The 23411-nt window shown below is 66.0% G+C and carries 16 protein-coding genes; 7 read left to right on the top strand and 9 right to left on the bottom strand.

Annotation, left to right across the window (positions count from 1 at the left end; genetic code table 11):
* The first annotated feature begins 24 nt into the window (after positions 1–24).
* Both ACGFZ3_RS02320 and ACGFZ3_RS02315 read left to right on the top strand, forming a co-directional pair.
* The gene (locus ACGFZ3_RS02320; RefSeq protein WP_392915857.1) at positions 25–2262 is read left to right on the top strand and encodes a TonB-dependent siderophore receptor; all 2238 of its coding nucleotides are present in this window, start codon (positions 25–27) and stop codon (positions 2260–2262) included.
* A 140-nt stretch (positions 2263–2402) separates the two neighbouring features.
* The gene (locus tag ACGFZ3_RS02315) at positions 2403–3530 is read left to right on the top strand and encodes a metallophosphoesterase (protein WP_392915855.1); all 1128 of its coding nucleotides are present in this window, start codon (positions 2403–2405) and stop codon (positions 3528–3530) included.
* A gap of 46 nt (positions 3531–3576) precedes the next feature.
* Here the strand turns inward: ACGFZ3_RS02315 and ACGFZ3_RS02310 are convergent, their stop codons facing one another.
* Together ACGFZ3_RS02310 and ACGFZ3_RS02305 are read right to left on the bottom strand one after the other, a co-directional pair.
* Positions 3577–4692 (bottom strand): fatty acid desaturase family protein, encoded by a 1116-nt coding sequence (locus tag ACGFZ3_RS02310; RefSeq protein WP_392915853.1) that lies wholly within the window; start codon positions 4690–4692, stop codon positions 3577–3579.
* Positions 4693–4694: 2 nt separating this feature from the next.
* Positions 4695–5768: a ferredoxin reductase gene (locus tag ACGFZ3_RS02305; protein WP_392915851.1), complete on the bottom strand. Its 1074-nt coding sequence runs from the start codon at positions 5766–5768 to the stop codon at positions 4695–4697.
* Positions 5769–5861: 93 nt separating this feature from the next.
* On the opposite strand from ACGFZ3_RS02305, the gene fabR reads away from it, so the two are divergent.
* Entirely contained in the window at positions 5862–6527 is a 666-nt protein-coding gene (fabR, locus tag ACGFZ3_RS02300) for an HTH-type transcriptional repressor FabR (protein ID WP_392915849.1), read from the top strand.
* A gap of 3 nt (positions 6528–6530) precedes the next feature.
* Here the strand turns inward: fabR and ACGFZ3_RS02295 are convergent, their stop codons facing one another.
* The 5 genes from ACGFZ3_RS02295 to ACGFZ3_RS02275 all read right to left on the bottom strand — a co-directional run bounded on the left by ACGFZ3_RS02295 (position 6531) and on the right by ACGFZ3_RS02275 (position 15987).
* Complete coding sequence (locus tag ACGFZ3_RS02295; protein WP_392915847.1) at positions 6531–10184, bottom strand: metallophosphoesterase family protein; 3654 nt, start codon at positions 10182–10184, stop codon at positions 6531–6533.
* 173 nt (positions 10185–10357) lie between these two features.
* Positions 10358–10720, bottom strand: coding sequence for a glycine zipper 2TM domain-containing protein (locus ACGFZ3_RS02290; protein ID WP_392915844.1), 363 nt, complete (start codon positions 10718–10720; stop codon positions 10358–10360).
* Between the two features lie 128 nt (positions 10721–10848).
* Positions 10849–11823 carry a DUF1684 domain-containing protein gene (locus tag ACGFZ3_RS02285; RefSeq protein WP_392915841.1) on the bottom strand — a complete coding sequence of 325 codons (975 nt, stop codon included), beginning with the start codon at positions 11821–11823 and terminating at the stop codon, positions 10849–10851.
* 5 nt (positions 11824–11828) lie between these two features.
* A complete protein-coding gene (locus ACGFZ3_RS02280; protein WP_392915839.1) occupies positions 11829–14816 on the bottom strand; it encodes a TonB-dependent receptor domain-containing protein in 2988 nt (995 codons plus the stop codon).
* Positions 14797–15987, bottom strand: a complete 1191-nt coding sequence (locus ACGFZ3_RS02275; protein ID WP_392915837.1) for an OsmC family protein — start codon at positions 15985–15987, stop codon at positions 14797–14799. The genes ACGFZ3_RS02280 and ACGFZ3_RS02275 overlap by 20 nt, the downstream gene beginning before the upstream one ends.
* A gap of 174 nt (positions 15988–16161) precedes the next feature.
* On the opposite strand from ACGFZ3_RS02275, the gene ACGFZ3_RS02270 reads away from it, so the two are divergent.
* The 4 genes from ACGFZ3_RS02270 to katG all read left to right on the top strand — a co-directional run bounded on the left by ACGFZ3_RS02270 (position 16162) and on the right by katG (position 22625).
* Positions 16162–16566, top strand: a complete 405-nt coding sequence (locus ACGFZ3_RS02270) for a barstar family protein (RefSeq protein WP_392915834.1) — start codon at positions 16162–16164, stop codon at positions 16564–16566.
* 310 nt (positions 16567–16876) lie between these two features.
* On the top strand, positions 16877–19432 hold the full coding sequence (gene mutS / locus ACGFZ3_RS02265) for a DNA mismatch repair protein MutS (protein ID WP_392917538.1): 2556 nt from the start codon (positions 16877–16879) through the stop codon (positions 19430–19432).
* A gap of 186 nt (positions 19433–19618) precedes the next feature.
* Positions 19619–20218, top strand: a complete 600-nt coding sequence (locus ACGFZ3_RS02260) for a DUF937 domain-containing protein (protein WP_392915831.1) — start codon at positions 19619–19621, stop codon at positions 20216–20218.
* A gap of 169 nt (positions 20219–20387) precedes the next feature.
* Positions 20388–22625, top strand: coding sequence for a catalase/peroxidase HPI (gene katG, locus ACGFZ3_RS02255; protein WP_392915829.1), 2238 nt, complete (start codon positions 20388–20390; stop codon positions 22623–22625).
* 96 nt (positions 22626–22721) lie between these two features.
* Here the strand turns inward: katG and ACGFZ3_RS02250 are convergent, their stop codons facing one another.
* A complete protein-coding gene (locus tag ACGFZ3_RS02250; RefSeq protein WP_392915825.1) occupies positions 22722–23132 on the bottom strand; it encodes an RNA-binding S4 domain-containing protein in 411 nt (136 codons plus the stop codon).
* Between the two features lie 9 nt (positions 23133–23141).
* Positions 23142–23396, bottom strand: a complete 255-nt coding sequence (locus ACGFZ3_RS02245) for a hypothetical protein (protein WP_392915822.1) — start codon at positions 23394–23396, stop codon at positions 23142–23144.
* Positions 23397–23411 lie beyond the last annotated feature (15 nt).

The raw sequence follows: 23411 nt of genomic DNA, 5'->3' as shown, positions 1-23411 counted from the left end.
CTTCGCTGCTACCGAGGTTTTCCCATGTCCCGCTTCCGCACCGCTGGCGCCCCGCGCCGGAACACCCTTGCCCTGTGCCTGGCGCTGGCCGCCACGGCACCCTTTCTGGCGCAGGCCCAATCGGTCGCCACGCCGGACGGGGACATCCCGAAGACCACCGAGCTGGACAAGGTGATGGTCACCCAGCGCACCGAGGGCTACCAGGTTTACGGCACCAACACCGCCACCAAGCTGCCGTTGACCCTGCGCGAAACGCCGCAGTCGCTCACGGTGTTCACCCGCCAGCGCATCGAGGATTTCAATCTCATCACCATCGCCGAAGTGCTGCAGCAGACCCCGGGCGTGACCGTGCAGTCGTATGACAGCAACCGCACCCTGTTCAATGCGCGCGGCTTCGCGATCAACAACTTCATGTTCGATGGCGTGCCGACCAACTACACCACCGGTGCCGGCGGCAACTCGATCCTCAGCGACACCTCGATCTACGAGCGCATCGAAATCGTGCGCGGCGCCAGCGGCCTGGTGACCGGCTCGGGGAATCCCTCGGCCACGGTCAACATGGTGCGCAAGCGCCCGACCGACACCTTCCAGGCCAGTACCAGCCTCAGCGCCGGCTCGTGGGACTACAAGCGCGGCGAAGTGGGTGTCTCCGGCCCGCTGACCGGGAGTGGCCGGGTGCGCGGCCGCTTCGTCGGCGCCTACACCGACAAGGAAAGCTGGGTACGTTTCCAGCATGACACGTCGCCCAGCCTGTACGGCGTGATCGAAGCCGATCCGACCGACAGCACCCGGCTGCGCGCCGGCATCGATTACCTCAAGACCGAATCCGACGGCGGCGCCTGGAGCGCCTCGCCGCTGTTCTTCCGCGATGGCAGCACCGCGAAGATGCCGCGTTCCTACAGCGCCGCAGCGCGCTGGAACGAATGGAACCGCGAAAGCACCAACTACTTCCTCACCTTGGAGCAGCAGTTCGGGGCCGGGTGGAGCGGTCGCCTGGCCTACAACCGCCGCAACACCGACACCGACAGCCTGCTGCTGGCCGGCTCCAACACCGGCAACTGGGCCGACCCGGTCACCGGCCTGGGCCTGCGCATCGCCGATACCTATTCGGTGTCCGAAACCCGCGAAGATGCCTTCGACCTGTACGCATCGGGCCCGTTCCAGCTGCTCGGGCGCCAGCACGAACTGGTGGTGGGCGTGAACCACTACGACCGCGACCTGGACACGATCCGCGCCGGCATCACCTCGCGCCCGTACAACGTGGCCGTCTTCCCCAGCATCTACAGTTGGAACGGCGACATCGGCAAGCCGACCACGTTCAACTACGGCATTCCGTCCAGCACGACCACCACCACCGAAACCGGCTACTACGCTGCGGTGCGGTTGAACCCGATCGACCCGCTCAAGGTCATCGCCGGCGTGCGCTATTCGGACTACAGGAGCACCACCGACAATTTCGACGTCAACGGTGTGTTCACCCGACGCAGCGCGCGCACCACCGCGCATGAGCCGACCCCGTACCTGGGTGCCATCTACGATCTCAGCGCGAACATCTCCGCGTTCGCCAGCTATTCCGATGTGTTCCAGGCCACCGCGCTGCGCGACATCAACAACCAGCTGCTGGATCCGGTGACCGGCAGCAACTACGAGTATGGCTTCAAGGGCGAGTTCTTCGGCGGCCGCCTGTACGGCTCGCTCAACGGCTTCTACATGAAGCAGGACAACGTGGCCACGCGCGATCCGGCCGGGGCCGACATCGTGCTGCCCGACGGCAGCGTGCCCTACATCGCCAGCAAGGGCATTGAAACCAACGGCGCCGAGTTCGAACTCTCAGGTTCGATCACCGACACCTGGAGCATGACCGGCGGCTACACCTACGCCTACAGCACCAACCCGGACGGCAGCCGCTTCGCCAGCACCAGCCCCATGCAGCTGGCACGCTTCAACACCACCTGGCGCCACGGCAGGTGGATGGTCGGCGGCGGGTTCAGCGTGCAGAGCGGGATCTACCAGATGCAGCCGATCCCGACCGGACGCTACACCGCGACCGGGGCCCCGATCACCGCCACAGGCAAGATGCGCCAGGGCGGCTATGTGCTGTTCGACCTGATGGGGCGGTACCGGATCACCGACAACGTGAGCGTGGGGGTGACCGTGACCAACCTGTTCGACAAGGTGTATTACCGCAATGTCGGGTTCTTCAATTCGGGGTACTGGGGCGAGCCGCGGCGCGTGTTGTTCAACCTGCGGGCCAATTTCTGAGCGGTAGGCGACGACCGTGGGTCGTCGCAGTCACGTTCCGCATGACGGTCTGACCAATGGCGCATGCCGGCGCCTGTTGACGGCGGTTAGCATCAGGGGGCGGCTTACGGCCGCCTGCCCCCTTCCGCTGGAAGTCTCCGATGCCGCTTCGTGCCTGCTCCGCTGCCGCCCGCCTGGTCCTGGCCGGGCTTGTCCTGGTTCCCCTGCTTGCCGCCGCCCGCGAGGTTCCCGCGCCGGCCGAGCATGTGGACGCCGATGGCCCCTACGTGTTCATGACCCCCAAGGGCCACCAAGCGCAGTGGGTCTGCAATGACCACGTGGTCGAGCGTGACCTGCCGGCGCGCGGTGCCGGTACCGTGGTGCTGCCCGAATGCGGCTACCCGCATCCGTTGGCGGTGGCGGCGCCACAACAGGCCACCCCCGCGAAGTACCCGGCCACGCCGCGCATCGTGGCGCTGTCGGACATCCACGGTCAGTACGGCCTGCTGGTGAAGCTGCTGCGCGCTCATCATGTCATCGACAACGACGACCACTGGTCACTGGGCCCTGCCACGCTGGTGGTGGCCGGCGATGTGTTCGACCGTGGCCCGCAGGTGACCGAAGCGTTCTGGCTGCTCTACAGCCTGCAGCAGCAGGCCGCTGCGGCCGGCGGCGCGGTGCACTTCGTGCTGGGCAACCATGAAACCATGGTGCTGTACGACGACCTGCGCTACGTCAACCAGAAGTACCTCAAGAGCGCCCAGCTGCTGGGCCGCAGCTACCCGGCGCTGTACGGCGCAGACTCGGTGATCGGCCAGTGGCTACGCACTCGCCCGGTGATGCTGCAGATCGGCGATACGCTGTTCCTGCACGGCGGCATCGCGCCGCAGAACCTGGACCTGGTGCGCGGGCTGGACGCCACCAACACCCTGTACCAAGCCTCAGTCGGGCTGCCCAAAGACCAGGTCAAGGCGGCACCCGACACGGCGCGCCTGTTCGACGGTAAGACCAGCCCGATCTGGTTCCGTGGCTATTTCGACGGGCAGATGGATACCGACCAGGTCGATACGCTGCTCAAGGACCTCGACCTCAAGCGCATCGTGGTCGGGCATACCTCGATGCCACACGTGAGCAGCTTCCACGGCGGGCGCATCATCGCCATCGACAGCAGCATCAAGAACGGCGAGAACGGCGAACTGCTGTTCATCGAGGACGGCGCGGTCAGTCGCGGCCTGCTGGATGGCTCACGGGTGCCGCTGGCCGAAGGCACCATCGGCCAAAGCGACTGACAGGCGTTCATGACGCCTGATCGGCGCGGACACGCGTGGCGTGCCCCTACGCTTCTGCAACCACCAGCGGCTTCACCCGCGCCGGGCGGCTGGGGAAGGCGTGGCGCACGATCCGCCACATCACCTGGCCGAACTGCTTCGGCATGGAGCCGGTGTTGTAGTGCTGCCCATAGCGGCTGCAGATGTCACGTACTTCCACGGCAATCGCCGCGTAACGGTTGGCCGGCACGTCCGGGAAGAAGTGGTGCTCGATCTGATGGCTCAGGTTGCCGGTCATCAGGTTCATGACCTTGCCGCCGGCGATGTTGGACGAGCCGCGCAGCTGGCGCAGGTACCAGTGGCCACGGGTTTCATCGCGCACGCATTCCTTCGGGAAGGTTTCCGCATCGGCGGTGAAGTGGCCGCAGAAGATCACCACGTAGGTCCACACATTGCGGATCAGGTTGGCCACCACGTTGCCCAGCAGCACCGGCAGGAAGAACGGGCCGGCCAGCGCCGGGAACAGCAGGTAGTCCTTGAACATCTGCCTGCCCATCTTGCGCCCGACCGGGCGCGCCTGCGCCAGCAGCTGGCGGAACGTGATCTTGCCGGCGAACCAGCGGCCCACGCGCAGGTCCTGGATGGCGATGCCCCATTCGAACAGCAGCGCGAACACCACCGCCACCACCGGCTGGGTCAGGTAGAACGGGCGCCAGCGCTGTTCGGGGAAGATCCGCAGCAGGCCGTAGCCGATGTCGTCATCCAGCCCGCGCACGTTGGTGTAGGTGTGGTGGCGGAAGTTGTGGGTCTTGCGCCAGTTGTCGGCAGTACCCACGATGTCCCACTCATAGGTGCTGCCCTGCAGCTGCGGGTCCCCCATCCAGTCGTACTGGCCGTGGATGACGTTGTGCGCCAGTTCCATGTTCTCCAGGATCTTGGACAGTGCCAGCAGCACCACGCCTGCAATCCAGGCCGGGATCAGCACGCTGTGCACGAATGCGCCCAGGAACAGCAGCGCGCGGCCGGCCACACCGGTCCAGCGCACGCCGGCCACCACCCGGCGGATGTAGCGTGCATCGGCCGTACCCAACGTTTCCAGGTGACGCGCACGCAACGCGTCGAGTTCATTGCCGAACGCTTCCAGTTCGGTGGCGGACAACACGCGGTTCTGTACGGCAGCCATGCTCAAAGCTCCAGGATCAGGTCGGTGCTGGCGCTGTTCACGCACAGCTTCACTTGCGTAGCCGGTTCGGCCGCGTACTCGCCGGTCAGGGTATGGCGGGTCACGCCAGTGGCCTTGCCGCACACGCAGGTATTGCAGATGCCCATGCGGCAGCCGCTGGCCGGGCGCAGCCCTTCGGCTTCCAGCGCCTGCAGCAGCGAGGTGCCGCGCGGCAGTTCCAGGGTGCGGCCGCTGCGGCGCAGTTCGACCCGCACCGTTCCGGTCTCCGCATCGGGCAGTACCGGCGGGGTGAAGGCTTCGGACTGCAGCCTCGCCACCTGCCCCTGCAGGCGCGCCTGTGCGGCCTCGACGAAGCCGCCCGGGCCGCAGACCATCACCTGCGCGCTGGACAGGTCGCCCAGCCCGCTGAAATCGTAGTCGCCCACGCGCGCGGCCGGGGCAGCCGGATCGCGGGTCAGCGCCAGGTGCAGGCGGAATCCGGGATGACGGGCGGCGACGTCGGCCAGCTCATCGCCAAAGCACACCGCCCCGCGCTGCTGCGCCCAGTACACCAGGTCCACCTGCACCGGCATGCCGACGGTCGCCATCTGGCGCACCAGCGCACGCATCGGGGTGATCCCGCTGCCAGCAGCCAGCAGCACGACGCGCGCGACGGGCACCGTGGGCAGGGTCATCTCACCGAAGGCCTGGCCCAGTTCGAATACCTCGCCCACCTCTGCGTGCTGCGCCAGGTGCTGGCTGACCTTGCCGCCCGTGATCGCCTTGACGGTGATCGCCAGGCAGCCGTCATCCAGGAGTGTCGGGCTGTAGCTGCGCGACAGGCGGCGGCCGTCCACTTCCACGCCCAGGTTCACGTGCTGGCCCGGGGCCACTCCGCGGAAGTGCCGGTTCGGACGCAGGACGAGGGTTACCGAGTCGGCGCTGGCGGTATGACGGGACACCAGCCGTGCGCGTGCCCGGCGCAGGGTCCACAGCGGGTGCACGCGCGCGGCCCAGAAGTCAAAAAGCGCCTCGGACACCCATGGGCGGGGCGGGAGGGGCGAACGGCGGGCAGCAGGACGAGGAAGTGCGCTCATGACGCCACTATACGACCGAGCATACAGGTGTGTATACAGTTGTATATTGTCGAGACCGGCTATGATTCAGGGACTTGACCGTCTGGCCCCTGGATGACCCCGCCCGATTCGCACCTGTCCGTTCATGACGACGCCCTGCCGGCCCGCAAAGCCTCGATCTCACGCGAGGATCTGTTGGCCGCCGCGCTGACCTTGATCGGCCCGCACCGCAGCGTGTCGACCCTGAGTCTGCGCGAGGTCGCCCGCGAAGCCGGCATCGCCCCGAACTCGTTCTACCGCCAGTTCCGCGACATGGACGAATTGACCGTGGCCCTGATCGACCTGGCCGGCCGCTCGCTGCGAACCATCATCGGCGAGTCGCGGCAGCGCGCGGCATCGTCGGACCGCAGTGTCATCCGGCTGTCGGTGGAAACGTTTTTTGAACAGCTGCGCGCTGATGACCGCCTGCTGCACGTCCTGCTCCGCGAAGGCAGCGCCGGCTCGGATGCATTCAAGCAGGCCGTCGAGCGGGAACTGAACTACTTCGAAGAAGAGCTGTGCGTGGACCTGGTCCGGCTGGCCCATGCAGACAACGGTGCGGTGTTGCATGAGCCGCACCTGGTGGCCAAGGCCATCACCCGCCTGGTCTTTGCCATGGGTGGCACCGCCCTGGACCAGCCGCCCGAGCGCGACCCGGAGATGATCGAGCAGACCGCGCAGATGCTGCGGATGATCATCACCGGGGCGCGGACGATTGCCGGGTACCCGCCCCAGCGATGAGAATCATGGCTGCTCCCGAGGCGGCGCCATCGCAGGCGCGGCCTCAACCGGCATGTCCATCATGGTCGCCATGCTGGATATCTTGCCATCCAGCTGCTGCGAGCCAAAGCTCTCCACCTTGACATCACTGTCGGTGTAGCTTCTTTCGAAACTTCCGATGAGCACCGGCGCGAGGATGTCGCGGATCGCAGTGACGAGTGCATAGCCCTGGTCCTTCATGTGGTCCCAGTTGCCGAAGACCCGGACCATCGTGCCCTTCTTCGCCTTCAGAATGCGCATGGAACGGATGTCATCGTTCTCGCAACCGATCGTTCCGGGAAGATTGAACGCTGCAAAAGGAAGCGGCGACTCGCACACGATATCGCCACCGGCATCATTTCCCTTGTAGAACACCACCCAGGGCTCGGACGGGGTGCCGTCCACGTCACCCATCGTGATGCTCGACACCTTGCCGTCGAGGATCGAGCTGCCGTGCTTTTCCACGGTGAAAGCCGAGTGCGTTGCCGTGCGATCAAAGCTCCCTACCGTCACTGGCAGGGTAATGTCCCTGGTCACCGTGACTGCTGCGTATCCCTGGTCCGGTTTGTGGTCCCAATTGCCATACAGACGAATGACCGTTCCCTCGGGGGCTTTCAGGATGCGCATGGACCTGGCTTCGTCGTTGCTGCATCCATGCGCTCCGGGCAGATTGAACTGGGTGAACGGAACGGGGATCCGGCAGACAACGTCCTGCGTGCCATCGTTTCCCTCGTCAAGCGCGATCAACGCGTCGGAGAAGTCGACCTCCGGCATCGGGGGAGCGCTTCTCAGGGTGTACTTTCCCACGAGCTGCCGGTTGGCATGCCCGGCCCCGGGCATGACCTTGTACACCGCGAACTGCCCTGCATTCCTGAGCATCTCCACGATCAGGTAGCTTTGATTTGCCAACGCACCGCTCTGGAACACCGGTATGTTCCCGAACGACGGTGCCGACCCGCCGGCCAACCCCAGCTCGCCGTGTCGATGGCCGGCAAACACCGCCTGCACCCCGAAGTCCTGGAGCAGGCGCTTGAACCGTTCGGTGTCTCCGGGCGGCCACCCTTCGCGCCGGTGCATGTTGATGAAGATCGATTTGTTGCCGGACCTCGCCAGGCGCAGCGCCCCCTCCAGCCATCGCAGCGAACTGCGCACCTGGAACTGGGTGCTCTCCATGTATTCTCCGGGAATGTACACATGGCGCTCGTACAGCGGCGACAGGTTCAACTGGATCAATGCGATGTCGCCGACGTTCACCATGTAGGAATAGCTGCCTTCGTGCAGCTGGGTTCCCGAGTACATGCCCTCTTCTTTCTCCTGTACTCCATGGTGGTAGTCGCGCGTAACCGGCGACACCTCGTTGGTCCACTGCAGCACGTCGCAGATGCTGTCCCGGACACAGTCGTGATCACCGTCGGCAAAGCACGTGTCAACGTTGTCGTCGTAATCACGCTCGCCCAGGCCGGGCAGGAACAAGGGCTCTCCCCTCGACCCCGCAAGCAGGGGATACAGCGCCTGCATCGAGTACCGCTCATAGTCCAGGCCAGCGTCGGTGTTGTCACCGTTGATCATCAGCGGGACCGGACCGTCGACGCCCCGGGCCTTCCGGAAGCTTCCAATGTCAGCGAATACCGCCTTCAACGCGTCGTAGGCCGGATCGTCGAACTTCGCGCGCGGCAGGCCTTGCCGCGTCCCCGCATACTCTGTGTCCGAGCCCACCACGAGCCAGGTCGGCGCATTGGCATTCCATCCCGAACCGATGAAGCTCTTGTACGACCTCGTCAACGTGCGACTGCAGCCCCGCGTGGTATTGCGCGGCGGATACGGGAACAGGTTCTCCGCCCACATGCTGGAAATATCGCCATCGATGTCGCCGTGGCTTCCGATGGTGTACGAGCCGTCGGGCGCCGTGTAGTCGCTGTTGAACGAGTTTATGACCATCAGCGGCATGTCGCGGTGGGCATTGATGCAGGTGTGTCCCTGCCGGTGGCTCTGATCCGGGGCCGCGTAGTAGCACACCTCCATGCCCGCCTTGACCTTGAACCAGGCGCCCGACCGCGCTTCGTCGTCGTCACAGCCCTCGCCGCCGCCTGAGCCCATGTTGAAGCGGACGTCGTGGGCAATGGGCTTGGTGCACAGAACATCTCCGCCCAGGTTGTTGTCCTCGAACAGCGTCATCTCGCTGTTGCCGGCATTGTGATCCTTGAACATCGACATGCTGGAGACCTTTCCATCCAGCTGGCCGCCCCCAAACCTGACCAGCCGCCAGCTTTCGGTGTCCCTGCTGGTATCGAAAGTGCTGACAGTCTGCGGCAGGAGGATGTCGCGTTTTACGTAGATGAACGCATACCCTTCGCTCTTGGTGTGGTTGTAGGCTCCAAACAGCCGGATCATGGTGCCTTTCTTCGCCTTGAGAATCCTCAGAGAGCGCGTGTCATCATTGGCGCAGCCGGAGCTGCCGCCCATGTTGAAGGCGCCGAGCGGCAGTGACCTGCGGCATATCACCGCCTGGGAGGCGCCGTTGCCTTTGTAGAGCACAATTTCCGCGTCTGAAAAGTCGATCGCGGGCAGCTCGGGGGGTGCCACGAACGGGTATTCCCCGATTTTCTCCTTCCTTGCATGCCCTTCCCCGGGGTTGACCCGGAAGACGATGAACCGCGACGGAGCATCGGCGAACTCGACGATCAGGTAGCTCTCCTTCAGCAGTGCACCGCTCTGGAACACCGGCACCGACCCGAAATTACCCGAAGTGCCCTCCGCCAGGCCAAGTTCTTCATGCAGGTGCCCGGCGAATGCAGCCTGGACACCATAGGATTCGATGAGTTGCCTGAAGCGTGCCGCATCGCCCGACGGCCATCCATTGCGCTTGTGGAGGTTGATGAAAATGCGCTTGTTGTCCTGGCGCGCCATGCGCAACGCGCCCTCGAGCCATTGCAGCGAACGGTTGACCCTGAATTCGCGCTTCGGGTCCGTGGGGTAGCCACCGGTCTCGAAGCTTCGGATGTACAGCGGAGAGTCGTTGAGCTGTATCAGCGCAATGCCGCCGCTGTAGACCATGTACGAGAAGCTCCCCTCGTGCAGCGGCTCGGCATAGTAGTAGTCCTGGGTTCGTGGACGTATTTCCCCCACCCAGTACAGGTGGTCACAGACGGCGTCGCGCGCACAGCCATTATTGGCGCAATCTCCCACGTTGTTGCCATAGTCGTGATTTCCCAGACCCGGCAGGAACAGTGGCGCACCTGCACCTGTCTGCAGGAGCGGAAACAGGGCCTGGACGGCACCGCGCTCATCGCCATGAGCGAACTCCGTCAAATCGCCGTTGAGGCTCGTGGGTACCGCTCCCCCGACACTCTGCCGGTAGGCAGCGATATCGGTGAACACCCGCCTCAAGGCTGCCGATGAGCCGGCGGGATCATCGCCGCTGTTCAGGGTTCTGGGGTATTGACTGTCGGAGGCGATGACCATCGCCTTCGGCGCCGCCGCATCCCAGCCGGGCAGGATGTAGCCGCCGTAGGGCCGGGTCGAGGTCTGTCCGCAGCCCGGGGCCTGCGCCAACAGTGCCCCGTCGGCGGGCTGCCCCAGCCCCGGCAACGGCAGGGCACACAGTGCGGAAACGCAGACAAGCCATCGCACGATACGCATCGAGGGTTCCCCAGCGCAGCCGCAACGACCATCCCTGTGGACGCCTTCGCGCCTGCACGATCAAATCCCCCGATTTGCCGGCAAACGATCATCCTGCAGGCGTTTATCTGGCGTGAAAAAAAAAGAGGCCGGCAGCAGCCGGCCCCTTCCTGATCCTCATGCCGCAGCAGGTATCAGCGGTAAACGCGTTCGCAGCGGCGTTCAACCACGCGGTCACCCTTCTTCTGCTGCTGGTTGCCCTGGATGTGACGACCCGCCGCGCCACCCGCGACCGCGCCCGCCACCGTAGCGACCTTCTTGCCGTTGCCGCCGCCCACCTGGTTGCCGAGCAGACCACCAACGATGGCGCCTGTCGCAGTGCCGGCAATGCGGTTCGGGTCGCGGCTGTTGCGCTGCACTTCGACGTTCTTGCATACCACCTTGCTGCCGTCGTTGAAGCGCCGGCCTTCATCCCGGGGGCCGTAGCTCTGGGCGGATGCGACCGACGCGGCGGCCATCAGCGTGCCAAGGCACAAAACGCGAATCGAGGTCTGCATGGTCGGCTCCTGTAGGAATTGCTGGATGCCAGTGTTGCCCTGCCGCTGAAAACGCACGGTGAATTGGCGTCCACGTTGCGTCAAGAGCATCCATCCTGTTCAGCCGGCAGCCATCGGCGGAGAGTGGATCAATGCGTGCTGCTTCGGTAGGTTTTCTCACCGGCAAGCACCGCCAGTCGCGTGCGTGCACCGTCAGCGCCCTGCAGGACCAATCGGTTTTCCGGCGGCGGCAGGGGGCAGGTAGCGAACTCGGTGTATGCACAGGGCGGGTTGTGGGCGCGGTTGAAATCGATGTTCACCGTTCCATCCGCCGCGACGGGATCCGTGCGCAGGTAGCGCCCCACCCCGTAGGTAAGCCGGCCGGTGCTCTGGTCCTGGAACATCAGGTTCAGGCCTTTGGCCGGGTCGCCCAGTGCCTCCAGTCGCCACTCGTGCCCCTCCTTCTCGAACACCACATAGCCCGGGTTGGGATTGTCGGCGACCTCGCCGAGCACGTTCACGATGGGCAGGGTCTTGCCGGCCGGGTGCGCAACGAACCGGGCCTTTACGCGCCAGCCTTCATCTGCCGGAAAGAAGTCCACGCCCGCGAAGTCCCGGCGTGCCGGCGCGTCGGCGTGGCGCACCCGCAGGGCAAGGCGCTGACCGCGCTTGATCGCGGTGATCTGGCCCCGGCCCTCGTCATAGACCAGCTTTGTTCCACCGCCCGCTCCCTCCGGATCCAGGCGCACATCGCCCTGCACCGGCTTGCCATCAACGGTGACCGGCACGCCTGCGGCGACCTGGAAGTACAGGCCATCGGCGCGCTGCTCCACCTCGCCCAGTCGAGCCGGCGCGATGGACAGGCGGATGGCGTTGTCGGGGCCGCCTCCCACGCTGCGCTTGCCTGATTCGATCCAGTGCAGCCCGATCAGGCTGGTCCAGCCGTCAGGTTTACCCAGGTCCGCGCTGCGTTGGCGCACCCACTGGGTGTGTTCGTCCTGGAAATGCAGCGCAGCGGCCGCGGCTGCGGACGCGGACGGCACCCCGGTCGACTCGCCCTGCGCAGTGCATGCGGTAGCGAGCAGGGTGACCACGAACAGCGAAACGATTGCGTGCGTCTTCATGATGTTCACCAGGTCTTCGAAATACCGAGGTGGAGGTAGCGTCCGTAGGATTCGTGCAGCGCGCTCAGGTAGTTGCCGGTGGCGCTCAGCGGTGGCTCCTTGTCGAACAGGTTTCGCGCGCCCACTTCCACTGCGGTGCCACTGAGCCGACCCCGTGTGAACGCCTTCCTCACCGACAACGCCCAGCGTTGCGTGGAACCGACCACGAACGGTGTGCGATCGGCATAAGCGCCAGCGGTCACGCTGTCGATGTAGTCATCGCGCAGGCGCACCGTCCAGTCCTGGAGGTTCCAGATCAAGGTCGCGCTGGCCCGCCATTCCGGCTTCGCGCCGTTGATGCCCACCTCGTTGGCCGCCCCCAGGTCGGGCACGAGGATGTTCAGCTGCCCGCTGGCGATGGCCGCGGCCACCTGCTGTATCTCGGCCGGTTTCTGTTGGGTGTATTCCTTGAGCTGGCTGGCACTGATCTGCAGCGAGAAGTTGCCCCACGACGTTTCCGGCAGCCGCCAGCCGAGGTTGTAGTCCACGCCCGATGCGGTGAGCGGCCGGCGATTCTGGTAGCGGTTGTAGATGTGCGTCACTACGCCCGCCGGCGCCAGGCCGGAGCCTTCGAACTGCGCGACATCCTCCGCCGTCACCTCCGCCCGCACCACGTTCGGGTTGCTGCTGCCTTCCACCACGCGCAGGTAGGCGTCATACAGCAGTTCCTCGCCCATGGTGCTGATGGGGTTCTCCACCTTCACCCGCCACGCATCCACGCTCAGGCTGATCGCCCCCAGCCCTGCGGGCAGGAACTGCGGCTCGAACACCACGCCCCACGACGATTGCCGGGTGGTTTCCGGCTTGACGTCGTCGCCGTAAGAGGTCACGGAACTCACCGAGGGCTTCACCGACGAGCCGCTGCTGAAGGCATTCAAGCAGGCGCTGTAATCCGGCTGCGCGCCCTTGGTGACCAACGCATGGCAGCGGACCGCGTCGTTGTTGAAGCCAAAGCCATAGGTCGGGGGTGAGTTGACCAGCTCCAGCCCGGGGGCACGGAAACCGCCACTCACCGAGCCGCGCAGCAGCAGGCTGTCCACCACCTTCCAGGCCGCCGCCAGTTTCGGCTTGCCGACCTTGCCGGCATCGCTGTAATCCTCCCAGCGGCCGGCGATCTGCAGGTCCAGCGACTGCACCAGCGGAATACCCTGCGCCGGGGACACCAGTGGCACCGCGAACTCGATCAGCGCCGATTTGACGTTGCGGCTGCCGCGCACGTCCGGCCGTGGGCTGTGGGTAAAGAAGTTGCTGGCCGCCACCGTGCCGGTGTACCAGTCGGCATAAGGATTGCTGCCGTCGATGTTCTCGTCGCGGTCGTCCCGGCGGCTTTCATAGCGGTACTCCACCCCTGCCGCCATGCCGATGTCGCCGGCGTACCAGGTCAGCAGGTCGGGACGGTTCACCTTGAAGTCCCACAGCGCCAGTTCCGTGGTGCCTTCGCGGGTCGCCTCGCCAATGAATGACGAGGTATCGTAAGGCGTGGCATCCCCTACCCGGATGCTGGCGGGGTCGCCGCCGCTGAACGGGTTGTAGGCGCTGGCGTCGGTGCGGTTCACCGCTTCAATGAAGGCATCGGTCAGCCCGCCCTGCTGCGTATCGGTGCTGCGCGCGCGTGAGTACAGCAACGCGGTTTCCCAGTTCCAGCCGCCCTCGGTCCAGCCGCGCACCCCCAGCAGCACCCGCGACTGGTCGTTGTCGACCTTGACCCGGCGGATGCCGGAATCGGCGAACTGGTAGTTGAGCAGCCGGATCGCATCGGCACCGCGCAGTGCTTGCGGAACCCAGTACGCATCCGGGCGGATGTGCAGCAGGAAGCCATCACCGCCAAAGCCCGATTCGCTGCTTACCCACGACTCGGAGGAGGCGCGGTAATAGCCCAGCTCACCGAACAGCTGCAGACTGTCGTTGACATCGAAACGGCCGGTGGCAAACACGTTGCCCTTGCGGATGGCCGGCGACGTGGTGATCCCCGGCTCGGCCGCCGAATCGTAGTGATAGCGCGTGGGCACCGTGCCCGAGGTCAACGCACCGGTGGTGGGACTGACGTACCAGCTGCCGGTGCGGCGGCTGCCGGTATAGGTATCGAAATGGCCCCACGGCGTTCGGGTGCTGAACCCGGTGGTGCCGTTCGGATCCGGCACGCTGGTGCCATCGCCCACTGGGCGGCGGCCGTCGGTGGCGGTGAACCAGGCATCGGAATTGAGCTGCGAGGTCCGCCTGGAGAAGCCATAAAGCACCGACAGGTTGCCGCGCCCTTCGCTGAAATCGCTGCCGAAGTACCCGTCCAGCGATACCTCTTCGCGGTGGCCATCGGCTACCTTGCCGTAGTTGAGCCGCACGCCGCCGCCATCTGCCAGATTGCTCGGCATCACCAGGTCGACCACGCCGGCCACCGCATCGGAACCGTAGATGGACGCCGCGCCATCCAGCAGCAGGTTGACCCGCTCCAGGCCGAAGACCGGAATGGCGTTGGCGTTGTAGGTGGTGTCATCGCCGCTGTTGCTGATCGGGTGCTGCACGGTGCGGCGGCCGTTGACCAGCAGCAGCGTGTACTTCGACCCCAGATTGCGCAGGTTGATGGAGCCCACGTCACCGCGTGCGACGTTGGAGTTCCGGCCTGCGTTGGTGGTGCCCTTTTCCGTAATGGCCACATCACCGAACTGCGGCAGGCTGCGGAACAGCTCGTTGCCGTTGGTGGCAAGGGTGGCATCCATCTGCTCGCGGTCCACAGCCACCACCGGCAGTGCCGCCTGCGCGCCGCCGCCGGCGATCTGCGAGCCGAGCACGGAGACCTTGTCCAGCGTGCGCGCGTTGGAACCCGGCGTCTGTGATCCCGTCGCAGCCGCTTCTTCAGCCGCTTCTGCCGGATCGGCGGCCTCCGCCGCCCCGGTCGGCGCAAGCAGCGTGCACAGGGCGAGCGCCAGATGACTGCGCTTAGCGCGTGGCTTCCGCATATGCGCCTCGCACGATGCTGCCTTCCAGCTTCTGCTCGTCCTTGACCAGGTTGTACAGCGGGCAGGTCGCCTCCACCGACTGGCGCAGCGCATCGATCTCCTGCTCCGAGGCCGGCGATTCAATCCGCACCTTGTAACGGATGTCGCTGTACCGTGCCGGCGAGCGCACGTTGCTGCCGAAGCGCGGGCTCACCTGACCCTCCACGGTCAGCTCCAGCGAATCCAGCAGCACATTGCGCGACGCAGCCTGCACTTCAAAGATGTGGGTCAGGCAGGTACCCGTCACGCCGAGCAGGTGTTCCTCAACCGTCGGGGCAAGGCCGTAGCCCAGCAGTCCCGGCGCGCTGTCGTGCAGCTGCTGGTGGTAACCGTCCCTGCCCAGGAACACCCGACGCAGCCCGGTTCGCGGCTCAACGTGGGCGCGGGCAACCAGGGTGTCCGGCTCGGCCGGCCTGGCTTTGCCCGCACCGGGCTTCACCTGCCGGGCCAGCACGGCCGGGCGCTTCTCCTCGGTGATGAAGTCGCGCAGGCCCGGCGGCAACTTCGGATCACGCTCGGCCGCGCTGTGGATGTACTCCACATCCGCATGGCTGACTTGTTGCGGACGGGTGACCAGGTCGATGGCCGAGGAGTTCTCATGCACCGCCCGCTTGAGCGCCTGCAGCTGCGCATCGGTGGCCGGCGAATTGATATAGGCCACATAGGAGAGATTGTTGGGGTAAGCGAGGGTCTCGCTCTTGCGCTCGGGGATGCTGGTGAACACCACGTCCAGGCCATCCAGCGGCACACCCTGCACCGCCGCCTGCACGATGTACTCATCCGCCACCGCGCTGGCCAGCGTTCCTACCAGCGAATCCCAGGAGCCCGCGCCAAGGTTGTAGCCGGCGTAGTTGCGGCCACTGTCGCTGATGTACTGGAATTCGCCGGTGGGCCCGATGCGCAGGCGGCGAACGCCGGAGCGGCTTTCGGCGGTGACCTTGGCATGGATCACGGTAGGCGTGCCGGGCCTGGCCGACTGGGCTTCGATGGCGTCGCGCTTGGCTGCGAGGTAAGTGCGCAGCGGCGAGGCCTGGTCCTCAGCCGAGGAAACCAGCGGCGCCAGCAGCAGCATGGCGCACAATGCGGTGGTGCCGATTACCTTGAACGGCGTCGTGCAGCGTGCGATGGACATGGGCGAACGGCCTCCGGAGTAGTCCGTGAATGGAAGCCCACTCTTTCATGTCGCATCGCCGCATTTAAATAACCGTTGGCAATTCCCATATACATGCCCGACGCCGCCGCGATTCGACGGGTGGGTGCCACTGCTAGAGTCGTGTGCTGACCAGGAATAGAGGGAAAGGACTGAATGGCCACCACCGATCCACTGGTACTGGTGCTGCAAGGCAGTGCGGTAACTGACATCCCCAGCTTCTACGCCGAGATCAACCGGGTCTTCATGGCCAACGAGGATTGGGAGCTCGGGCACAGCCTGGATGCACTGGATGACATGTTGTACGGCGGCTATGGCGTATTGGCCGGGCACGAAAGCGCGACGGTCATCTGGCAGGACATCGAGCACACCCGCAGCGCGCTGGGAGGGGAGACCACCCGCGCATGGCTGCAGGCGAAGCTGGATGCAGAAGGCACGTTCAACGTACGCACGATCGCCGCTCAGCTCGAGGCGCTCGATGCCGGCGAAGGCCAGACCTACTTCCAGATTGTCATGGAGATTTTTGCGGCGCATCCCCGAATCCAGCTGGAAGGTCGCTGAGCCTCCCTGGCCGAAGGGCCCCGATGGGTAGGGTCGATTCCCAAACGACTGCTCGTAGACGAGCAACGCGCGGTGGCGCATGGACGCGACCGGAGGAACGGTTCCGTTCAAGGTCATGCGTTACCGGGCGTGGATTTACCATCGGCAGTCGTCTTGCGACCGACCCTACCCTTCAGTCAGCCAACCGTTTAGGTGCGCAGGCCGCAGCCGCAGCTGCGGCCCTCCCCTACAATGGGGAGTCCGGCCTGCCCAAGGCCCCGCCACCGATGGACCCCGCGTGACCCAGAAGCCCCCTGAACACACACCGTTGATGAAGCAGTTCTTTGCCGCCAAGGCTGGCTATCCGGACCTGCTGCTGTTCTTCCGCATGGGCGACTTCTACGAGCTGTTCTACGACGACGCCCGCAAAGCGGCCCGGCTGCTGGATATCACTCTGACCCAGCGCGGCAGCTCCGGTGGCGCGCCGATCCCGATGGCCGGCGTTCCGGTGCATGCCTACGAGGGCTACCTGGCGCGGCTGGTAGCGCTGGGCGAGTCGGTGGCCATCTGCGAGCAGATCGGCGATCCGGCGCTGGCCAAGGGCCTGGTCGAGCGCAAGGTGGTGCGCATCGTCACCCCCGGTACCGTCACCGATGAGGCGCTGCTGGATGAGCGCCGCGATACCCTGCTGATGGCGCTGTCGCGCGGAAAGCACGGTTACGGCATGGCCTGGGCCGACCTGGCCGGCGGCCGTTTCCTGGTCAACGAGGTCGATTCCGACGACGCGCTGGAAGCCGAGCTGGCCCGACTTGAGCCGGCCGAGCTGCTGGTGCCGGATGAAGAGAACTGGCCGGAATTCCTCAAGCAGCGCAGCGGCATCCGCCGCCGCGCACCCTGGCTGTTCGATGCCGACAGCGGTCGCCGCCAGCTGCTCGCGTTCTTCAAGCTGCATGACCTGACCGGCTTCGGCATCGACGATAAGCCACGCGCCACCGCTGCGGCCGGCGCCCTGCTGGGGTATGTCGAAGAAACCCAGAAACAGCGCCTGCCGCACCTGACCTCGATTTCAATCGAAACGGCGAGCGAGGCGATCGCGATGAACGCGGCCACCCGCCGCCATCTCGAGCTGGATACGCGCGTGGACGGCGATACCCGCAACACGCTGCTGGGGGTGCTCGATACCACCGTCACTCCCATGGGCGGCCGCCTGTTGCGCCGCTGGCTGCATCGCCCGTTGCGCCTGCGCGAGGTTCTGGTGCAGCGCCACGATGCGGTGGCCACGCTGATCGACCGCGGCGCGGACAGCGATCTGCGCGACGCGTTCCGGGCGCTGGGCGATCTGGAACGCATTCTCACCCGGGTGGCGCTGCGTTCGGCGCGCCCGCGCGATTTCTCCACGCTGCGTGATGGCCTGGGCCTGCTGCCGGACGTACGTGCGGTGCTGGCGCCGCTGGACTCCCCGCGCCTGGTGACACTGCGCGAGTCTCTGGGCTCGCACGACGAATGCGCACACCTGCTGGCCTCGGCCATCGCCCCTTCGCCGCCGATGAAGCTCAGCGACGGCGGCGTGATCGCCGAAGGCTACGACGCCGAGTTGGACGAGCTGCGCCGACTGTCGACCCATGCCGATCAGTTCCTGATCGACCTGGAGCAGCGCGAACGTGCCAGCAGCGGCATCGCCACGCTGAAGGTGGGCTACAACCGCGTGCACGGCTACTACATCGAAATCAGCAAGGGCCAGAGCGACAGGGCGCCCGTGCATTACACCCGCCGCCAGACCCTGACCAATGCCGAGCGCTACATCACGGAAGAACTGAAAACGTTCGAAGACAAGGTACTGTCCGCGCGGGAACGTTCGCTGTCACGCGAAAAGCTGCTGTACGAACAGCTGCTTGATACGCTGGCGGGCGAGCTGGAACCGCTCAAGCAGTGCGCCGCCGCGCTCAGCGAACTGGACGTGCTGGCCGGCTTCGCCGAACGCGCGCAGGCGCTGGACTGGGCGCGCCCGGAGTTGGACACCGCCCCGTGCCTGCGCATCGAGCGCGGCCGCCACCCGGTGGTGGAAGCGGTGCGCGAGCAGCCGTTCGAACCCAACGACCTGGACCTGCATCCGGACCGTCGCATGCTGGTGATCACCGGCCCGAACATGGGCGGTAAATCCACCTACATGCGGCAGAACGCGCTGATCGTGCTGCTGGCCCACATCGGCAGCTTCGTGCCGGCCAGCCGCGCGGTGATCGGCCCGATCGACCGTATCCTGACCCGCATCGGCGCCGGAGACGACCTGGCGCGCGGGCAATCGACCTTCATGGTCGAGATGAGCGAGACCAGCTACATCCTGCACCACGCCACGGCACAGTCGCTGGTGTTGATGGACGAGATCGGCCGCGGCACCTCCACCTACGACGGCCTGGCCCTGGCCGATGCGGTGGCCCGCCACCTGGCGTACGAGAACCGCTGCTACACGCTGTTTGCCACCCACTACTTCGAGCTCACCGCGCTGGCCGACGAGCAGCATCAAGGCGGCACCAGCGGCATCGCCAACGTGCACCTTGACGCGGTGGAGCACGGCGAAACACTGGTGTTCATGCACGCGGTGAAGGACGGCCCGGCCAACCGCAGCTTCGGGCTGCAGGTGGCCGCCCTGGCCGGCCTGCCCCGCGCCACGGTGGCCCAGGCCCGGCGCCGGCTGGCTGAGCTGGAGCAGCGCGGCGGCGAGACCGTGGCGGCCACCATGGCGCCCCAGGCGCTGGATGCGCCCCAGCAGTTCGGGCTGTTCACCACGCCCTCCAGCAAGGCGCAGGAGGCGTTGGCGGCGCTTGATCCGGATGAGCTGACCCCGAAGCAGGCGCTGGAGGCGCTGTACCGGCTTAAAGCGCTGGTGTAGTTGGCGCCGGTCACGACCAACGGTCGTGACCTACCGGGTTCGCGGGGGTCGGGTGGGCCGAATCTGCGGTTGCGCCCGACCGTTGATCGGGCGACCGGCGCGGCCGGGCGCGTGAAGCCTTCGCATTCCCTTCGTGCACGCGGCGTTATGCTCCGCCGGTCCCATCCCGGGTCGAAGGAGTCGATCGTGAACACGAATTCGCTCACCGCATCCCTTTTCTCGCAGTTGCAGGGCACTGGCGTCCAGCAGGTCTCCCGGCAGCTCGGCCTGGACCCCAACCAGGCCACCCAGGCGGTCAGCGCCGCCCTGCCCCTGTTGATGGGCGCGCTGGGCAGCAACGCCAGCCAGCCGCAGGGCGCGCAGTCGCTGCTCAATGCGCTCCAGAAAGATCATCTCGGCGGCAGCGGCGGTGGTTTCGACCTCGGCGGAATCCTGGGGGCCGTGCTGGGCGGCGGCGGCGGAGGTGCGGCCACCAACGGCGCGGGCATCCTCGGCCACGTTTTTGGCGGCCAGACCAATCAGGCGGCCCAGGTGCTGGGCAACAAGACCGGCCTCGACAGTGGCCGCGCCGGCCAGCTGTTGGCAATCCTTGCGCCCATTGTCATGTCGTTCCTCGCCCAGCGGTTTGCCCAGCAGGGCAACGCAAACGAGCTCGGCCAAGCGCTGGGCGCCGAAGCACCACTGGCGGCTGCCGGGGGCATTGGCGGCCTGCTCAACGCGTTCGACCAGGATGGCGACGGCCAATTCGGCCTCGGCGATGTCATGGGCATTCTCGGCAAGCGCTGACCTGCCCGGGCGCCTGCCTCATGACCGTCGCCCATCGATAGTCCATCCCTATCAATTCGGTCAATTCAATTGAATTTACCAACCGCAGAAGGGCGCATAGGGTAGTCGGGCTGCCCTCGCGTCTTCACGCGGGGCCCATTCCACATTCGCCAGTCCACAGGTGCTACCCATGAAAAGCGAAGCGAAGTGCCCGTTCAACCACGCCCTTGTCGGCGATGCCACCACCAACCGCGACTGGTGGCCCAACCAGCTCCGCGTGGACCTGCTCAACCAGCACTCCTCGCGGTCGCACCCACTGGGCGCTGACTTCGATTACGCCCAGGCGTTCTCCAAGCTGGACTACGCCGCGCTCAAGGCCGACCTCACCGCGCTGATGACCGATTCGCAGGACTGGTGGCCGGCCGACTTCGGCCACTACGGTGGCCTGTTCGTGCGCATGGCCTGGCACAGCGCCGGCACCTACCGCATCGGTGACGGTCGCGGCGGCGGCGGCCGGGGCCAGCAGCGCTTCGCTCCGCTCAACAGCTGGCCGGACAACGTCAGCCTGGACAAGGCGCGCCGCCTGCTGTGGCCGATCAAGCAGAAGTACGGCCAGGCCATTTCCTGGGCCGACCTGCTGATCCTCACCGGCAACGTCGCATTGGAATCGATGGGCTTCAAGACGCTCGGCTTTGCCGGCGGCCGCCCCGATACCTGGGAACCGGACCAGGACGTGTACTGGGGCCGCGAAACCACCTGGCTGGGCGGCGATGTGCGCTACGCGCACGGCTCCGAAGGCGTGGTCGAAGACCATGGCGTGCTGGTGTCCGATGACGACGCCGACGGTGACATCCACTCGCGCAACCTCGAAAATCCGCTGGCCGCCGTGCAGATGGGCCTGATCTACGTGAACCCCGAAGGCCCGGATGGCAACCCGGACCCGGTCAAGGCCGCCATCGACATCCGCGACACCTTCGGCCGCATGGCCATGGATGACGAGGAAACCGTGGCCCTGATCGCCGGTGGCCACAGCTTCGGCAAGACCCACGGCGCCGGCCCGGCCGACAACGTGGACGTGGAACCCGAAGCGGCTGGCCTTGAACACCAGGGCCTGGGCTGGGCCAACAGGTTCCGCAGCGGCAAGGGCGGCGACACCATCACCAGCGGCCTGGAAGTGACCTGGACGCGCACCCCGGCGCAGTGGAGCCACGACTTCTTTGAGATCCTGTTCGGCAACGAATGGGAACTGACCAAGAGCCCGGCCGGCGCCCACCAGTGGGTGGCCAAGAACGCCGATGCCGTAATTCCCGACGCGCACGACCCGTCGAAGAAGCACCGCCCGACCATGCTCACCACCGACCTGTCGCTGCGCATGGATCCGGCCTATGAAAAGATCTCACGGCGCTTCCTGGAAAATCCGCAGCTGTTCGCCGATGCCTTCGCGCGTGCATGGTTCAAGCTGACCCATCGCGACATGGGGCCGCGTGCCCGCTATCTGGGTCCGGAAGTACCGGCCGAAACCTTCATCTGGCAGGACCCGGTGCCGGACGCGCCGAAGACGCAGGTCAGCGCGGGCGACGTGGCCGCACTGAAGCAGCAGATCGCGGCTGCCGGGTTGAGCGTGGCCGAGCTGGTCTCGACAGCTTGGGCCTCGGCCTCCACCTTCCGCGGTTCGGATAAACGCGGTGGTGCCAACGGCGCGCGCATCCGCCTGGCCCCGCAGAAGGACTGGGCAGTGAACCAGCCCAGACAGCTGGCCAAGGTGCTGGCAGCGCTGGAGCAGATCCAGACCGGCTTCACGGGTGAGGGTGGCGCGCAGGTGTCGCTGGCCGATCTGATCGTGCTGGCCGGCAATGTCGGCGTGGAGCAGGCCGCCAAGGCCGGTGGCCATGACATCAGCGTGCCGTTCACCCCGGGGCGTACCGATGCCAGCCAGGACCAGACCGACGTCGAATCGTTTGCAGTGCTGGAGCCGTATGCCGATGGCTTCCGCAACTACGTGAAGGGCCGCTACAGCGTGCCGGCCGAGGCACTGCTGATCGACAAGGCGCAGCTGCTGACCCTGACCGGGCCGGAGCTGACCGCGCTGGTGGGCGGGCTGCGCGTGCTGGGTGCGAACGTGGACGGCAACACCCAGGGCGTGCTGACCGATCGCCCGGGTACCCTGAGCAACGACTTCTTCGTCAACCTGCTGGACATGCGCACGCAGTGGAAGGCCAGCGGCGATGGTTACGAGGGCGTCGACCGCAACGGCGGCGGCAAGCGCTGGACCGGCAGCCGTGCCGACTTGGTCTTCGGCTCCAACTCGGTGCTGCGTGCGGTGGCCGAGGTGTATGCCAGCGCCGATGGCGAGAAGAAGTTCGTGCACGACTTCGTTGCCGCCTGGGCACGGGTGATGGAGCTGGACCGGTACGACCTGCACCGGTGATGCGGATCTGCATGGCGCACGACCAACGGTCGTGCGCTACCCGCGTCAATCGGGTCGGTTCGTCGGTAGGTACCCACCGTTGGTGGGTACGTTCCTTCAGATCGCGTCGATATCGCCCAGCGCGCGGATCAACCGCCGCGCGCGTTTGTCGGGGCGGTGCTCCGGCGGCTGGTAGCCATTCTTCGCGGCCGCACGCTGCGCGCGCAGCTCGGCGCGGCGCGCGCGGGAGGCTTCGCTTTCCTCATACAGTTGCTGCGCCACCGGCGCCGGGCCACGCAGGTCGCTCAATCCGCGCACCTGCACGTCATAGACTTCGTCGCCGCGGCTGATCTGCAGCTGCTCGCCCACGCGCACGGCGCGCGAGGACTTCGGGCGCTGCCCGGCCACGTCCACCTTGCCTGTTTCCACCGCCTGCTTGGCCAGGCTGCGGGTCTTGAAGAAGCGTGCGGCCCACAGCCACACATCCAGCCGCACGGCGGCAGGCTCGAGCGTTTTTGTTTCAATCATGCGGTGGGTTCAGCTCCCCGGCTCAGCCGGTCGTCGGTTCAGCGGTTGCGGCGCCGACGGATTGCCACGGCACCCGGTGCCACCGATCAGCACGGGTACCCCCGCATCCAGATCGCGGCGCTGGCTGCCGACCTGGCATTCCGGTCGGTCCATCGGCCGTACCTGCGCATCGCGCAGGCGGTCGTCTGTAGTCGAACATGCGGGCAGCAGCGCGGCAATCAAGAGTGCCGCGAGTGCGGGGATGAACCGGTCAGGTGTACGCATCGCGATATCCCGGTT

The organism is Stenotrophomonas sp. NPDC047960, assembly GCF_043204395.1.
Taxonomy (GTDB): Bacteria; Pseudomonadota; Gammaproteobacteria; order Xanthomonadales; family Xanthomonadaceae; genus Stenotrophomonas.
Note: the sequence above shows the minus strand (reverse complement) of the source record. Positions and strands in the feature narration are given on the sequence as shown.